The following is a 15,761-nucleotide window of genomic DNA, read 5'->3' as shown; positions in this document are numbered from 1 at the left end:
AAATTCAGACACCAAACCTGAGTTCCTAAGATTTGTCCGCGAGCGTTTCCTCTTACTTACCATTATGTCACTGTAACGCGATGCATCTTTCTTGGGGTATCGCCGTAATCAATCACCGCATAATGTTGAGTGACTCTATTGTCCCATATCGCCATTGAGCCTTTGCACCATTTAAAACGAACTTGAAACTCGGGGCGTCGTGCAATTTCAAACAGTTGGCGGAGCAACTCATCACTTTCTTGACGAGGCAGTTCGTTGATATAGCGAGTAAACTGCTCATTGATATAAAGCGTTTCCTTGCCTGTTTCAGGATGAATTTGAACAACGGGGTGAACCACTGGCGGATTCTCCTGTGCTGTTTTAATTAAGGATTTGTGCCAATCAAGCTCAATTTGATCTGGCTCTATACCTTCAAAAGCCACCAGCGAGTGAGTCGCTGATAAGCCTCTCAGTTTTGTTTTCATATCTTCATTTAGAGATTCAAAAACCGCCGTCATAGAACACCAGATCGTATCACCACCGACGCTTGGAATGTGTTGAGCATGTAACAGGGAAGCTTTCGACGGCAAGCTGCGCCACGTTAAGTCGGTATGCCAATAACTTTCCATTGGCGCATTGCCTCGGGTTGTTTCAATCAGGCTCACCTGAGGCGCACTTTCCACATGAGGGAAGAAAGGATGTACAGGCTCTAACGTTCCAAAACGTTCTGCAATCTCCAAGTGTTGTTCTGGAGACAAAGTCTGCCCGTCTAGAAAGATCACTTGATGGGTAATAAGTGCCTGATACACCTTATCGAGTTCATCAGCGCCGCAGGCCGCAAGACCTAATCCGTAGATGCGAGCGCCGATGTGAGGAGTAATGGGTTCTATTTTCAACATACTTTCGCTTTTTGGTGATATTGAGTTGCGGGGCTGATTTGGCTATTAAGCAAATCTGACTACTAACGAGTAAACCGGGAAAATGCAGATTTTCTTTCCCACTTGAAATAGAAAATCTCTTCTCCGAAACAAAAAAAGAGCCCCTAAGCTGGAGCTCTTTTTGTTTTTTGATACTTCCTGTATCCATAGACAAGTCCAATCTGTAGTACTTTCACTGAAAGCCAGATCATCGATATCTCCAGTTGTGTATCACCAATAAATTTAGCATACAATCTTCAAACTGTTCTGCGACACAACCGAGATTATCAACTTAGTGCCATTCCATCTCACCGCTCAGCACTTTGGCACCCAGTTCTAGGTCGCCTTCCGTCGCCTTGAATTGTGGGTATGCTTTCTTCATGTAATCACTGATATCAACAGACGCTGGCTTACTTGTACTTACCAGCGCATCTTCGATGTCAGCAACGTAATCCAATGTAAATTGAACGCCACTTGTACCCGTTGGCATTTCACCTAAGTAGTGACCCGGAATCACCACCTCAGGCTCAAGTGCTTTCATGCGTTCTAAAGATTGTGACCACTGGCTACGAATCTCTTTCGATGCGGTATCTGCCATCCATACATGCACACCGCTATACACCGACACGCCACCAAATACGGTTTTTTCAGACGGAACCCATAGGTAAGCTTGGTGTGTGTTTATCTCTTTCACTTCGATGGTTTCACCTTCGATGTTCAACGTGGTGTCGTTAAGCACGGTTGGGACAATGACTTTAGACGGGGCGTTGTCTTCTAAGATTGGGCCCCAGTACTCTAGCTTTGCATCTTTAGTACGCTTGATGTGGGCAACGATCGCTTCACTGGCAACGACCTCAACGTTTGGAAATGCCGCAACAATCGGTTCTAAGCCAAAGTAGAAATCTGGGTCGCCGCTACTGATGTAAACCATCGATAATTTTTTGCCTGTGGCTTTAATTTTATCCACCAACTTTTGCCCATCAGCCACACTGAATTGCGCGTCAAATAGAATCACTTCTTTCTTACCTGAGACCAATACCGAGCTTGCCGGGAATATCGCGTTCTCGCCTGGGTTATAGTGAGTGATATTCAGGTCTGCAGCTAAAGCAACACTTGATACCAGTACCGTTCCTAGGCTGATGGTTCCTAAAAGCATGCTTTTTGATAACAGTTTTTTCGATAACGTATTCATGGCTTTATTCCGATATTTGGAGTTGAACACCTGCCAACTCGCTGAATGTCCAAACATCTTATTTGATTGTTTTTAGATGAAATAGACATCAAATTGACTTTAACTATTGCGGTTTTCGGACATATACTGAGGTCTGTTTGACTCTCTAGGCAATAAAACAATGGATAAACTCGAGGCAATGAATGTCTTTGTCACCATCGTGGAACGTGGCAGTTTGAGCGCAGCGGCAGAGCACCTTGATCTCTCACGAACCAAGGTTACTCGCTATTTAGGTGAGTTAGAAACATGGATGGACACACGCTTGCTTCACAGAACAACACGAAGCTTGAGTTTAACCAATGCGGGGAAAGAGACGCTTGAAGTCGCGCGAGAGCTGCTTGCCCTTGAGGCGTCGTTAGCAGGTATCAGAAATCAAAGCCGCGAGCACTTAAAAGGCCAACTGCGTATTACCGCGAGTTATTCGATTGTCGACAGTTTCTTGATGGAAGTGATCAGTCGCTTCATCACCAAATGGCCAGAGGTTTCTATCGACATTATCTCGACTGATCAAACCGTCAATCTGGTTGAGTCACGCATTGATTTGGCCATTCGCATAACAAACGAACTCACGCCTAACATTGTTGCCAAGCAGTTAGGTGATTGTCGCTCAGTAATATGCGCATCGCCCCAATACCTAAAAGCGAAAGGAACGCCACAAAGCGTGCAAGATCTGGCGCACCACAACTGTTTATCGTTCAGTTACTTTGGCAAAACCGCTTGGACGTTCAATGGCCCCAATGGACTCGAATCGGTTCCAATTAAAGGGAATATCAGTGCGAATACCTCAGAGGTTCTGCTTTCTGCCACCTTGAAAGGTAACGGGATCTGCTTACTACCCTTTCCTTCAGTGGAAGGCTTAATAGAAAACGGATTATTGGTGCCTCTGCTCTCCGAATGGAAACCTAAAACGCTGGGTGTACACGCGGTTTACGGAACGCGCAAACAAGTCACACCGTTGTTAAGAGCCTTTATCGACCATTTATCTGACGAGATGGAACATTCGACAAGTTGGTAGAAATACAATGCCATCAATAAAGAGGAAAACTTATCATTAGCAAAACTGATGCAGAATTAAAATTATTAATTTTACTTAACTACCAGTTACTTCTATCGTGACTGCATACATCTTCAATAAGCTTATTAACGCAGGGAAACTGACTATGACTGCCATTACCGACCTAGACGTCCTACTGAAATCCATGTCACCAGAATTAATCGACGGGAATTATGTTTTTTGTACTGTCGACGGAGCGTTAGCAGACTATGTTCAGCTCAATCCAATCTCGACTTTTCGTGAGAAAGAAGGTTTAACGCTAGTTCTTGAAGAAGACGTTGCGAGCAAAGCTCAGCTAGACTTCGACGCTGTGTTTAGCCTTATCACTTTATCGGTACACTCAAGTCTTGAAGCCGTTGGATTAACGGCTGCATTTGCGACAAAACTTGGCTCATACGGCATTAGCGCTAACGTTGTTGCAGGTTACTATCACGACCACATCTTCGTTCAAACAGACAAAGCAGAAGCTGCAATGAGTGCGCTGAAAGAGTTTTCAGAAACTGACTAATTAAGAGTTCGATTACTCACAAATACAAAAAAAGCGACGTAATCTACGTCGCTTTGCTTATTGCTTACCGCGCAATCACTGATCAGGCATCAGTGAGTGAACCAGTTAAGCAAGCTTAAAAGTCGCCACTTTGTCACTTAAGCCAGCGGCTTGACTCTTAAGTTCGTTCGACTCAGTTAAGCTGTCCTGTGCGCCCACAACTAAGTGGTCAGTAACATCTTTAATGGTCGTAATATTTTGGGTAATTTCACCCGTCACGTGTGTTTGCTCTTCAGCAGCCGTCGCAATTTGAGTCGCCATATCACTAATCAAAGCCACCGCCGAGTTGATCTCTTCAAGCGCATGCGAAGCTCTGTCGGCATCTTCTACTGAATGTACCGCCAGTTTAGAACTGCTCTGCATCAAATCAACCGCTTGAGCTGTCGTGCGCTGTAGGATATCAATCGTTGATTTGATCTCTTCCGTTGAAGAGTGAGTACGCTGCGAAAGCACACGTACTTCATCAGCAACCACAGCAAAACCACGACCTTGTTCACCAGCACGAGCCGCTTCAATCGCAGCATTTAAAGCAAGCAAGTTGGTTTGCTCTGCGATACCTTGAATCGTTGCGAGTACGGTCGAGATCTCTTGAGCATGCTTGTTAAGTTCGCTAATCACACTACCCGCTTCGTTCACTTCATTGGCTAGGTTATTGATTGAACCTTTGGTATCCAAAACCAGAGCGTGACCGCTGTTAGTGCTTGTCGCTGAATCTTGCGCCGCTTTTGCTGTTTGCTCGGCATGCGATGCAATCTCTTGCGTTGCGCTCGCCATTTCCGTTACAGCCGTCGCGACCATGGTGATTTCTTGCTGTTGATGATTAAGTTCATCCACCGAACGGTTCGCACGCTGAGCACTTTGCTCTGACTGACTGTTTAGCTGTTCTGACTGCCCACGGATATGGCCAATCAACTGCTGTAAACTCCCAACAAAGGTATTGAAGTTATGAGCCAGTTCACCCACTTCATCTTGGTTTTCAATATGAATGCGTTGAGTTAAATCACCGCTACCATTCGCGATTTGCGCCAGTGCTTGAGAAACGTGGTTCAACGGGCGGAATAGAATCGTACACAGCAAGTTAAACAATATGGTACATACGATCACCACAAGTAGCGTCACCAACACTTGACCAATCACTGCATCAAATAGTGGCGCAACCAATGAGTCATGGTTAACCACGCTCACAGTAATCAGGCTCGTTCCATCAATCGCACGTGCGTACAGAACATAGTCGCTACCATTCAGGTCAATAGCCGTATCTTTACCACTCGCTAATGCCTTTTGTACATCCGCAAAATCTAACCCAAGAGAGCTGATGTTTTTGTTCAGTAACTTGGTGTCAGGGTGCGTATAAACCGTGCCTTTATTGGTCGCGATGAACATGTAACCTTCACCCGGAAGAATCACTTGCTCTAGGCTATTAAGAATGTCGGTAATTTCAACATCCGCACCTAACACAACCTGCTGACCATGTAATTGCATGGCAGTACCTAGCGACACAACATTCGCCCCAGTTGCAGCTGCAACCGTTGGATTATCCATGAACACCTTACTTGGGTTCGCAACCGCATTGGTGTACCAGCCCCACAAACGAGGATCATCATTGCCCGGCGGAAGTACGACTCCGTTCGCGTTCTTTTGCGAACCGTCAGGAAACGCCAAGAAGACATTATCAAAAGACGCAGAATCACGAACCTGTTTTAGGTGAGTCTCCAAGCTTTCTTGTTTGGATTCTTTCGAAAGAGAAGTAAGCGCACGCTCTTTGGATAAGATCCAATCCGATACATATTGATTGTACGAAGCCGATGCGCCCTCTAAGCGCTGTTCAACTTCAGTATCCAACCGTTGCAGTGAAGCACGAAAAGACAATGCCTCGACCAAAATCCCCCCCAGGATAATGGCCATACTGGCTGAAATCGCCAGTTTATTTTTAAGCGAGAGTTTCTTGAACATAGGAAACCTATAATTTGGAAGTAAAAAGACCGTGGCGAACAAATTGGTTGCCAAATCGGTTTGCAAGCGGGATATATTTTACGCTTTAAAATAAATTAATAAACCGATGAGGGACTGAATTATTGATATATGTGAGCAAGTGCACTCATCGTAACCCATTGATTTAAAGAATGGTAAACTCTAAATCTTGAATTAACACGCTAATTAAGGTCGGCTGATGGGTGTCTTTATTTGGGAATAATAACGGCACAGATCGCGCTATGCCGTTAGCTCATTTAGATAGGTATTTTAATGTGTTGAACACCTGAAAAGAAACAGATAGCAAACTAAATAGTCAAAAGTTGATCAGCCAAAGTCCAACGTTAACAGCAATCGTGTCTCGTCAGATGAAGTGACTGGTGAACGATGCACAAGACCTGCATTTTCGTTGCCACTCCAGCGCTCCCCTTTTAGTAATGCTACATCACCACTCAAGAGCTTTTGGATATCTGACTCATGATTGTATAAGCCTGATGCTGAATCTGCCTGTCCGTTTGATCCTCGCCCTAGCTTAGAACGGTCGACTAAGTCGTTTGGCAACCATTGAGTGGCAACACCATGATAAGTGGTCACCAAGCGGCAAGGCACTTGATCAAAATGGAAACGTGGGCACATCGCTTTATTCAGAACGGCTAAACGCAATCCGACGTCTTCGAGCTCGAACAAACAACAGAACATATCCACCAGCTCCGCCATGTTTTCTAATAGCGCTTTAGAAGCGGTGCCATCAGTGGCAAATTCCAATTTATCGAAAGCATTTTCAGGTGACACGTTAACAGACTTACTAAAGTTTGGATTCAAGGCGATAAATTCAATGATTGCCGCCGTTATACCTTCATCAAACTGTCGCTGCCATACCGCCATATTAATATCGCTTTGGTAGATATCCGTTAATACCGTCGGCTGATCAGAAACGCTAAAACCTGACTTGTGATTCGCCTGATCCTTGATATTCACAACTGAACTAATGTTGAGTGTCTGGTTATTATTACTTGCCAAAGGCTTGGTTAACACCGCATTCATTACGTCGTCTCCTTGATACATGCTTATCGCTTCCCTCCTACCAACACAATAACGATTCTAAGTAAGAGCGATTTTTAGTTATGTTATAACATAACTAAAAATAAGCAAGTCACATACCCGCTCATGATTCCAGTAATACAGCGACGCCCTTCTTTGCCTGCGGTAATTTTTCGAATGCTGAACTAAGCTTCTATCAATCACTCTTTCCCAAAAGCCATTTTAAAGACGCACGACTCAGAACTTAAACTTGTGAATTCATCAATCCGGTGACAACTTATGAAAAAACTAATTTCTACATTCGGCCTCTTATGTACCGTTATCTCCGCTCAATCTTTTGCAGAATCGGGCTACACATTAGATCCCGAGCTATCGAACATTACATTCGCGACCATTAAAAAGCAGTTTGTTGTTGAGCCTGCATCCATCAAACCCATGTCTGGAGGGCTTACCGAAGAGGGGCAGTTTTCAATAGTATTGGACTTGAAAAGCGTCAGCACCGGTGTCGCTATCCGCGACCAGAGGCTCAATGAGCTTTACTTTGAATCAATGACTTTTCCTGAAGTGAAGATATCTGGGAAGGTTGAACCGTCAATGCTATCCGGAGACCCGAAGAGAACAACCATCGCGGCGGAAGTTACTTTACACGGCGTAACCAAAACGATCGATTTTCCTGTTGTGGTGGTTCCATCCTCAGAATTTGTCATGGTTAGCTCAGCCTCGACAATTATCGTCAACGGTGCCGATTTTGGGATATCGACAGAGAATCTAAACAAACTTTCGGCAACCGTGGGGGGATTAGCGATTTCCGACAAGATCCCTTTAAGCTTTAACCTACTTTTCGACCAGTAAAGGATTTATAACTCTTCTTTAAACCCACCTCATTTCACATTCATCAATCGTTTAGAGCGGTGAATGTGAGTGAGAGTACCCAACATTACAATAACCTCGTCGCTTCGGACTTAGGTTTGAATAAACTCGACCAAAACTTCCACTCAATTTCCCCCAAGCCGATCGGATAAACATCCCTCACAAAGTATTGAATTGAGCGTGAGATAGGCTCAGAGATGTCGTTGATGTCACATGTCGTTACACAGCATGACGCCTTAAGGCTTTACATCTTGGGCGAGGTAAACAACAATCCCAGAGAATAAATCCATAACATAATGTATTTAGAAATTATGAGTAGCACAGAAAACAAAAAATCGAATCCTCTTTTCGAAGTCGTGTTTAACGTCTTTCTTCCTTCATTCATCTTAATGAAGTTCAGTGGAGAGGAGCACCTTGGAACAGGCTTAGCACTACTTGTCGCCCTTGCCTTCCCTATCGCTTACGGTGGTATGGAGTTAATCCGCAATAAGAAGTTCAACTTCATCGCGGCGCTTGGCTTTGTCAGCGTGCTATTAACGGGCGGTATTGGTTTCTTCGAACTAGACACTCGTTGGTTAGCACTAAAAGAAGCATTAATCCCTGGCCTAATTGGTTTGGCGGTTCTTGGCTCAACCTTCACCCGCTACCCGTTTATCCAAAAAGTTATCTTCACACCGGCTCTGTTAAACATCTCTCTTATTGAAGAGCGCCTAAAGCAGTTCGGTAACCAAGCAAAGTTTGATCGTTGCCTAATGACATCGAACTACCTATTCGCCAGTACCTTCGCTTTCTCTTCTGCGATGAACTACTTCCTTGCGACTTGGATTGTGACTAGCCCAGCGGGCACGGTAGCCTTCAATGAAGAATTAGGTAAGCTGACACTATACAGTTACCCTGCTATCGCCATCCCAAGCCTTCTAATGATGCTGGGTATCTTCTACTACATCTGGCGTCAAGTTCGCGACATGACTTCGCTAGAGACAGAACAAATCTTTATTACTAAGTAGTTTTCGTGGCTTTAGCTTTTAAATAGAGAGCCGCTTCAAATACTAGATTGCATCGATACCAAAAGCTCAGCATTGCCGCTGAGCTTTTTTGTTTATAATCTCCACTTCGCAAGTCCAACGGCATTACCTTTGATTGTCCTTCCATACAACCAAGACATTTTTGGCCATAGATCTCACGAGATCGATTTAAATCCATAATAATCAATGAATTCCATTGATTGAGCCGACAGATGCTTTTATAGTCAATTCTGTTGGTTACTTTACAAAGCTCTACCCAACCACTGACAATATTTCAGTTGCCGTTGATAAGATCGCATAAGCTAGGTGCTAAAGGTAGACGCCAGCCGTACTCAATAAGGAATATAGATTGTGAACAAATCTCAATTAGTTGAACACATCGCGACTTCTGCAGACATCTCAAAAGACCAGGCAGGCATGGCGCTCAATGCGCTTGTTGAAGGTATCTCTACTTCGCTTGCTAACGGTGATGACGTATCGATCCTTGGATTTGGTAGCTTTAAAGTTAACTCTCGCGCCGCTCGAACTGGTCGCAACCCGCGTACCGGAGAAGAGATTCAAATTGCAGCGTCAAAAACGCTAGCATTTAAAGCAGGTAAAGCACTGAAAGAGACGTGCAACCTGTAATATAAAAATACAAGGAAGGTTACGATGACGACTAAGGAAAAAGCGAAAACGAGTCGAAGCAAAAAAGCAGGCAAGTCGACTAAAGCGCAAGCCGAAACGCCTAAAACTCGTCAACGCATTGAAGAGCTTCTCGAAGAGCGTGAATTGGCCAAACTGTTAGAATTATAGTTTCGGTAAAAATACAGTTTGAACAAAGTGATAGTTTGTTATCGTTTTAATGCCACTGCAGATCTGTAGTGGCATTTTTTGGTTTTAGAATAACCCCATTGCATCAATTCCCCTCTCCCTTTCCAAAAACGAAATTTTATCTTACTGGCTTAACACCGATATCGCGTTGACGGTTACGTTTGAGAAGCGCATGATTTTATTTCGAGCAGAATAGTTGTTTAGCGTGTTAACCGTGTAATCGCCCCATAACTCATTCTGTGCAACGTACTCAGTTGAATGGCAGGTCACATGAATAAAATTGTTATGTTAGTAATGGGGCTGCTTTTTACCAGTCGATTGTTTGCCAGTATTGTGCCGCATGTTGGTCAACTTGAGCATGATGCACCTATTCTCCTTCGTTCGGCATTGATTGTAGGTGTTGCGGCTTATGCGGTTTGGAGTGCATTCAAATACTTCAAAAAGACCAAGGCCTCAGGTTCAGATCAACTGTAACGGCGAAAGTCCAAAAGCTTTTGAATAGGCCTTTAATTTCGATTACTGGTCGGCAAAATAATCGACCAAGATTTTACGCCACTTTCGTGATTCACGAATCTTCAACAGCGCACGGTTAATCTCTTCTTCGTACACGTTATTTTCAGTGATGATAAAGCCATAATTCTGCTTCTCTAGCTGATAAGGCAACACTTCCAGATCTTCAAACTGCCCGTTTACTCTGCCATTACCGATCATATATTTGAGCACCACATCATCGGCGACAATCGCTTCAACTTCGCCTTCCTCTAAAGCTGCTAGAAGCCTAGGCATATCAACATAACTCTTGTGCCGAATACCGAAGCTTGTGAGCATCAAAGAAGACGTCGTGGCAACCTTTGCACCCACCTCCACATTCGCAAGATCATTCACACCTTCAATATGGGAAGCGCCTTGGCTGAGCGTCAGTTTACTGGCTAATACAGCGGTAATACTTGCTATGAAAAGCATACTAAACACGCCAATGAATACCGTGGCAATTCGTCCAGTTAAGCTCTTAAACTCAAAGTAATTGAATGGACCTCGAGTGATGAAAAGCAAGCCCATGATAAAGCTTTCCAACAAACGTCCCGTTCGGCTTTTCATCGAGTAGAGCTTTTCATTCTCGCCATGCTCCAATAGGTAAAAAAACGCGCCTATTAAACCAGCGACAAAAACGACGGCGCCAATGATCAGCCACAACGCGGGATTGAAGAAAATGGCGTGTAAAGTTTGCAGGTAGCCCTGTTTCTTAACAGCAATAGCGAGGTGAGTTTCGTAAAAAGAATGAGAAAAGTCGGCAAACAACTCTCGCTCTGGAGTGATTGAAATACAAGATACACCCACATCAATTTGCTCGGTTTCGATCGAGTTGAGTAAGTCATCTAAGCGGTGGGTCTCTAGCGTGTACTCAACGTCCATCTCTTTGGCGATCTGCTCCCAGAGCTCGACACTCAGGCCACTCCACTCGTCTTCCATAGAACTGATGACAAAAGGAGGACATGGATAAACGCCGACTTTAAGCGGGTTGGAAGATGCATAACTACTGAAGAATGGAAAAAGGAAAACGATTGATAGAGCACAATATTGAAATGTCGATTTGAAGAATTTTGGCATCAGCAGTCCTCCGAAAAAAGGCAGTGATGAATTGAATCGAGTTCGAGAAAGCTCGCTCCAATGAATGCATTCAAGCGTGCTCAGGAAACTAAAAGGTGGATAATGAATTCAATACTGCCCTAGCTTTAATAGTTGTAACTTTAACTATAGAGAACCCTGTTTATTGTGCAAAAGAATGGGCTCACAAAATGCCTTTTAGCGACTGAGAATTGAGAGTTGAGAGTTGAGAGTTGAGAGTTTTAAGCGTTGAAATTTCAAGCTTAGAACCGATAGAACAAAAGGGAAAACATGACACAAATTTAATGTAAAAAAACACGAATTGTTATAATATAACATCACACTAAATAACCATCATCTCTCATGAAACAGCTATTTATTCTAATCGATGTCATCAATCGCCTCTCCTCACACTATGTAAGCCGTTTCGCGACATGCTTTTGCTCTATCAAGAGCTTGACTCTTGGCCTAGCAGTATTGTTTTTTGCGCCAAATCTATATGCCCACCCTCACTCTTGGATAGAGATGAAAACTCATATTGAGGGAGAGAATGGCATGATCACGGGTCTTTCTATGGAATGGTCTTTTGACGCAATGACATCTATGTACATGTTGGATGGAGAAGACGTATCTGCCGATACAGAAGCTGAGACATTCAAAAAGCTCGCTGCGTCTGTTATTGAAAACATGATGTACGAGCACTACTTTACGTACTTTTATGATGGAGAAGAGCCCATCAAATATCAGGTGGTCGAGAACGCAAAATTTGAGCGTGATAAAGCCAAGATGGTTCTAACATTTGACCTACCACTTTCTAAACCAAAACCAGTGACACGAGACTCGCTTCGCGTATTGATTTTTGACCCTAGTTACTTTGTCGACATGTCATGGCTATCCAATAGCGACGTGACCTTGTCACCTGAACTCGCGAGACAATGCCAGTTAGAGTTAATCGAGCCTAACCCAACTCCAGAACAGATGAGTTATGCGATGTCTTTACCTGTCGATGCTGATCCAGATAACACGCTAGGCCAACTGTTTACACAATCGGTTGAGCTTCACTGTGCTGCGGTTCCCGCTTCTTAGTCGCAGTGTTTCATTTCAGCCATTAAGTAAGCGTCTAGCTGATTAAGCATTGCAGCTAACTAACAGAAAGATTTCAGATATAGGTTATTGTTAAATGAAGAAAAATCAATCAAAACTCAATCACTATCTCATTGGTGCCGGTGCTTTCGTGCTTATTGCTGTTGGGGCATATCAATTGTGGTCTATGTGGCCATCGTTAGTTATCTCTAGCATCCAATGGCAAAGAGAAGTCAATTCAGAGCTTGCAGATTTACTCTATGAAGCTAAATCGAATCCTTGGGGCGCAGGCAGTTACCTTATCGGATTCAGCTTTATCTATGGCATGCTTCATTCTCTAGGGCCTGGTCACGGCAAAGTTATCGTGTCTACTTACTTAGCAACTCACCCAACCAAAGCCAAAGCGAGTTTAGTGCTTACGATCGTCTCTGCTTTTTTACAAGCACTGGTCGCAATCGTATTGGTAAGCGTCTTGATCTGGGGCTTTAGTGCTTCCATGCGAGTCGTGAATGACAAAGCGAATATGTTCGTCTCATTAAGCTTTGCCTTAGTGGCGGTCGTCGGCGCACTTATATGCTGGAAAGCTTTAAAAAACATCTACACCACGATGCGTAAGCCTAAGCTGAAAGTGAAAACCATCACTACATTAGTTACTGATACGTCTTCACCAATTTCAGTCCAATCACCAATGGCGTTTCGCTCATCAGTATCTGCTGGCTCAATGATGTTGAATCCATCTAACGCATTACAACCTACAGAACACTCTCATGCAGATCATTCTCAAGCCGATTGTGGTTGCGGCCACCAGCATGTAGCCGATGCAGACGCAATAAACAAAGCTTCAACGCTCCGAGAATATGCGGGAATCATAGTGACGATTGGCGTAAGACCGTGCACCGGAGCAATCATGGTTCTGCTTTTCGCAAACATGGTTGGTCTATATTGGATGGGCGTACTGAGTGCCTTTGCGATGGCCGTAGGTACAGCATTGACAACCTCATTAATTGCAATGATGACGCTAACAGGCAAGCACTTAGTGAAGCGCTACTTGGCAGCTGGTAACAAAAACAGCAACGCCTCATTGAAAACCGCAGGTCACTATTTGCAACTCTTTGGCGGCATTTTGCTTGTGTTGATTGGCTTGTTATTAATGAATGGCCAAGACAGCGGCATGTCCCATGTTTTCACTATGTAGCGCACAGTCGAGTAGCAATTAAACTCAGGATATTTTCACTCGAACCGTATACATCTGAGCCTCGTAATCGCGAGGCCTTAGTTTTAGTCACCATTTGAATCAATCCCGGTAACAAGTGGACTACGCAAAGAGTAGACACCCTGACGGTATTATTGATTTACAAAAGAGAAATAAAACCGTTAAAGAAAAGTACCGAGAAGCGATACAATGCTCGAGTTGCGAGATCGCAGCATGAAATTCCAATTCAAAGAAAACCCACTAACAAGAAACATTAAAGTAGCCTTACATGTCTAAAGAACCCGGTTTCACTACAGAATATAAACTCGACAAGACGTTTTTCGCGGAGTGTTATGATCAAACTAGCCTTCCGACTCAATTTCCAAAAGCCTACTTAAAAGGAATACTGTTTCTTATTTTTGGTGTGGTTCTACTGGAGTTTGAACTATTACCTAACGGTTATGTTGGCTGGTTCTTTATTGTTTTGAGTGTGATTGAAGCATTCAGTGTGTACTGCAAGAGAACATGGTGGTTATGGCGACAAAGAATCAGCTCTGGTGCAGGCAGTAAAATCGTCTTTCAAGGTGATGCAAACGGTGTGAGTTACAAAAACCACAAAGCGACCAACACTATCGCGTGGAGTGACATCGACCAACTTGAGCAGACCGACCTTGGTTTTATCCTGCATATCGGTAAACAGCGCCAATATGTGAGTAAATCTTGTTTAAGCGATGAAGCCATTGCGTTCATGATTGAACATCACACCGCATCAAAATCGAAATAACACCAATAAATGCCTGCTGATTTAGCAGGCATTTTTGTACCACCTTTAATTCTATGTATGGAATGACCGGGCAACAACAATGAATACCGTGTACCAAATCAGTGATTGTCACCTTTCCGATGAATCCAGCTATGAAAACCTGCGTAGAGCACTGGAATACGTCAGCAAAGACACAATATGCAAGACCATCTTTCTGACTGGTGATATCTGTTGTAATCCCAAACCGGGTGACTACATTCGATTAGAGACGTTCATTAGGCAGCACATTAACGACCAATCCATTTACGCGATTGCAGGCAATCATGATGACTCTTCCTTAATGCGCACAGAACTAAAAGGCTCGACGATTTGTGTCACCGACAAAGCCACCATCGGTCAACGAGAGTTTGTGTTCCTAGACTCAAGCTTCAAGCCGCTTGATAACCAACACCCACTTGGTTCAGGTCGTATTGATAACCGCGGCATGGCTCAGCTAAAACAACAGTTAAGAAAAACCAATGACCCTATCGTGGTTGTTCACCACCCTGTCATTCCAGTCGGTGCCGATTGGATGAAAGCGATTCGCCTAGAGAACGACGCTGATGTGATGAGCGTGCTTCGAAAATATCGCGTTCGTGATGTGATCTGCGGTCATGGCCATGATGGAATAACAGCAACACAACAAGGCATAACTCAATATATGGCCCCGTCGACAGCCTATGGTTTTGACCACTTTATCAATGAATACAATCGCAGCGAGAAGGTCGGATTAAGTCGAATCTCGTTCTCTCTTGATTCCATCGACTACCAAGCTGTTTATTTCTAATCTTGCTACTTTAGTCCGTTTAGCTTCAATTTATCAATTTGTGATTGAAGACAGCACTTGAAGTGGTTTGGCGTTGCACTCGGTAAGTTCGAACAAATTAAGAGTGTCTATGACGTTTTCTCCTGCCATTTTGCGTAAAGTCTGGTACTTCCCCCTTCCATTAACCTTGGGCTCCGCGCCACCAGTGCCATAGTGCTGATTCTCGGTTTAGAGGTGTTATCCCTTTGCGATAAATCTTGGTCTATTCTTATCATTTAGGCTACTAATGTCCGAGGCTTTTAGCATGAATAAACTGTTTTTAATTTTATTGGTTTTTATTTTGTCCGGATGTGGAACAAGTGACAGCGCTTTGATTGAGAGCGGTCACAACACATCTTACATACAGGGCTTTCATGACGGTAGACATAGCGGCATGCAAGAAAGCGGCAACAGTTTTGAAAACTATATAAAAGATGGAAAGCGTTTTGAGTCAGATAATGACTACAAGCAAGGCTGGATCGCGGGTGAATCTGAAGGGAAAAAGCTACAAGCCGAAGCAACAGCGATAGGTAAAGGTGCCGCTGGTAGTTACCCTCAAGAATCAACAACGACGGATTTAGATAAAGTAGCAAAGGACACCTTAAAAGGCGTCGATACATCGGGCTTGGAGAATTTAAAATAAGGTATAACAAAGCCAAGGTTGGGCTCTGGAATAACTCGCGCATTGCCCAACGCTTGCCAGCGCACCTGAGCATAAATTGATCTGCATCAGCATATGGTTTAATAATGTTTAACCATTAAGCATTCATAATACAAATTGCGCAATACTGAGATGAGAGAGTTCATTTTCTACGTTGTTGGTGAT

The 15,761-nt window shown here is 43.8% G+C and carries 17 protein-coding genes; 12 read left to right on the top strand and 5 right to left on the bottom strand.

Features of this window, described 5'->3' with window-relative positions; genetic code table 11:
* Positions 1–62 precede the first annotated feature (62 nt).
* A complete protein-coding gene (locus tag ITG09_07495; GenBank protein UPR53455.1) occupies positions 63–878 on the bottom strand; it encodes a TauD/TfdA family dioxygenase in 816 nt (271 codons plus the stop codon).
* A 310-nt stretch (positions 879–1,188) separates the two neighbouring features.
* Positions 1,189–2,088, bottom strand: coding sequence for an MBL fold metallo-hydrolase (locus tag ITG09_07490; GenBank protein ID UPR53454.1), 900 nt, complete (start codon positions 2,086–2,088; stop codon positions 1,189–1,191).
* 160 nt (positions 2,089–2,248) lie between these two features.
* On the opposite strand from ITG09_07490, the gene ITG09_07485 reads away from it, so the two are divergent.
* Together ITG09_07485 and ITG09_07480 are read left to right on the top strand one after the other, a co-directional pair.
* Positions 2,249–3,142, top strand: a complete 894-nt coding sequence (locus ITG09_07485) for a LysR family transcriptional regulator (GenBank protein UPR53453.1) — start codon at positions 2,249–2,251, stop codon at positions 3,140–3,142.
* Between the two features lie 145 nt (positions 3,143–3,287).
* Positions 3,288–3,689, top strand: coding sequence for an ACT domain-containing protein (locus ITG09_07480; GenBank protein ID UPR53452.1), 402 nt, complete (start codon positions 3,288–3,290; stop codon positions 3,687–3,689).
* 105 nt (positions 3,690–3,794) lie between these two features.
* Here the strand turns inward: ITG09_07480 and ITG09_07475 are convergent, their stop codons facing one another.
* Complete coding sequence (locus ITG09_07475) at positions 3,795–5,681, bottom strand: methyl-accepting chemotaxis protein (GenBank protein ID UPR53451.1); 1,887 nt, start codon at positions 5,679–5,681, stop codon at positions 3,795–3,797.
* A gap of 345 nt (positions 5,682–6,026) precedes the next feature.
* Entirely contained in the window at positions 6,027–6,743 is a 717-nt protein-coding gene (locus ITG09_07470; protein ID UPR53605.1) for a DUF1826 domain-containing protein, read from the bottom strand.
* A gap of 276 nt (positions 6,744–7,019) precedes the next feature.
* Here ITG09_07470 and ITG09_07465 point away from each other — a divergent pair, with 276 nt between their 5' ends.
* From ITG09_07465 to ITG09_07445, 5 genes are all read left to right on the top strand, one after another.
* Positions 7,020–7,592 carry a YceI family protein gene (locus tag ITG09_07465; GenBank protein ID UPR53450.1) on the top strand — a complete coding sequence of 191 codons (573 nt, stop codon included), beginning with the start codon at positions 7,020–7,022 and terminating at the stop codon, positions 7,590–7,592.
* Between the two features lie 329 nt (positions 7,593–7,921).
* Positions 7,922–8,617, top strand: coding sequence for an MFS transporter (locus ITG09_07460; GenBank protein ID UPR53449.1), 696 nt, complete (start codon positions 7,922–7,924; stop codon positions 8,615–8,617).
* A gap of 369 nt (positions 8,618–8,986) precedes the next feature.
* Positions 8,987–9,262 carry an HU family DNA-binding protein gene (locus tag ITG09_07455; GenBank protein UPR53448.1) on the top strand — a complete coding sequence of 92 codons (276 nt, stop codon included), beginning with the start codon at positions 8,987–8,989 and terminating at the stop codon, positions 9,260–9,262.
* A 24-nt stretch (positions 9,263–9,286) separates the two neighbouring features.
* Complete coding sequence (locus ITG09_07450) at positions 9,287–9,430, top strand: hypothetical protein (GenBank protein ID UPR53447.1); 144 nt, start codon at positions 9,287–9,289, stop codon at positions 9,428–9,430.
* A 288-nt stretch (positions 9,431–9,718) separates the two neighbouring features.
* Positions 9,719–9,922, top strand: a complete 204-nt coding sequence (locus ITG09_07445) for a hypothetical protein (GenBank protein ID UPR53446.1) — start codon at positions 9,719–9,721, stop codon at positions 9,920–9,922.
* Positions 9,923–9,964: 42 nt separating this feature from the next.
* Here ITG09_07445 and ITG09_07440 read toward each other — a convergent pair whose 3' ends face one another.
* The gene (locus ITG09_07440; protein UPR53445.1) at positions 9,965–11,056 is read right to left on the bottom strand and encodes a transporter substrate-binding domain-containing protein; all 1,092 of its coding nucleotides are present in this window, start codon (positions 11,054–11,056) and stop codon (positions 9,965–9,967) included.
* A gap of 360 nt (positions 11,057–11,416) precedes the next feature.
* On the opposite strand from ITG09_07440, the gene ITG09_07435 reads away from it, so the two are divergent.
* The 5 genes from ITG09_07435 to ITG09_07415 all read left to right on the top strand — a co-directional run bounded on the left by ITG09_07435 (position 11,417) and on the right by ITG09_07415 (position 15,578).
* Positions 11,417–12,139 (top strand): DUF1007 family protein, encoded by a 723-nt coding sequence (locus ITG09_07435; GenBank protein ID UPR53444.1) that lies wholly within the window; start codon positions 11,417–11,419, stop codon positions 12,137–12,139.
* Between the two features lie 94 nt (positions 12,140–12,233).
* The gene (locus tag ITG09_07430) at positions 12,234–13,331 is read left to right on the top strand and encodes a nickel/cobalt transporter (GenBank protein ID UPR53443.1); all 1,098 of its coding nucleotides are present in this window, start codon (positions 12,234–12,236) and stop codon (positions 13,329–13,331) included.
* Positions 13,332–13,617: 286 nt separating this feature from the next.
* Positions 13,618–14,112: a YcxB family protein gene (locus tag ITG09_07425; protein ID UPR53442.1), complete on the top strand. Its 495-nt coding sequence runs from the start codon at positions 13,618–13,620 to the stop codon at positions 14,110–14,112.
* Between the two features lie 79 nt (positions 14,113–14,191).
* Positions 14,192–14,917 carry a metallophosphoesterase gene (locus tag ITG09_07420; protein UPR53441.1) on the top strand — a complete coding sequence of 242 codons (726 nt, stop codon included), beginning with the start codon at positions 14,192–14,194 and terminating at the stop codon, positions 14,915–14,917.
* A gap of 412 nt (positions 14,918–15,329) precedes the next feature.
* A complete protein-coding gene (locus tag ITG09_07415) occupies positions 15,330–15,578 on the top strand; it encodes a hypothetical protein (GenBank protein UPR53604.1) in 249 nt (82 codons plus the stop codon).
* The last annotated feature ends 183 nt before the right edge of the window (positions 15,579–15,761 follow it).

The organism is Vibrio cyclitrophicus (assembly GCA_023206055.1).
Lineage (GTDB): Bacteria > Pseudomonadota > Gammaproteobacteria > Enterobacterales > Vibrionaceae > Vibrio > Vibrio cyclitrophicus_A.
Note: the sequence above shows the minus strand (reverse complement) of the source record. Positions and strands in the feature narration are given on the sequence as shown.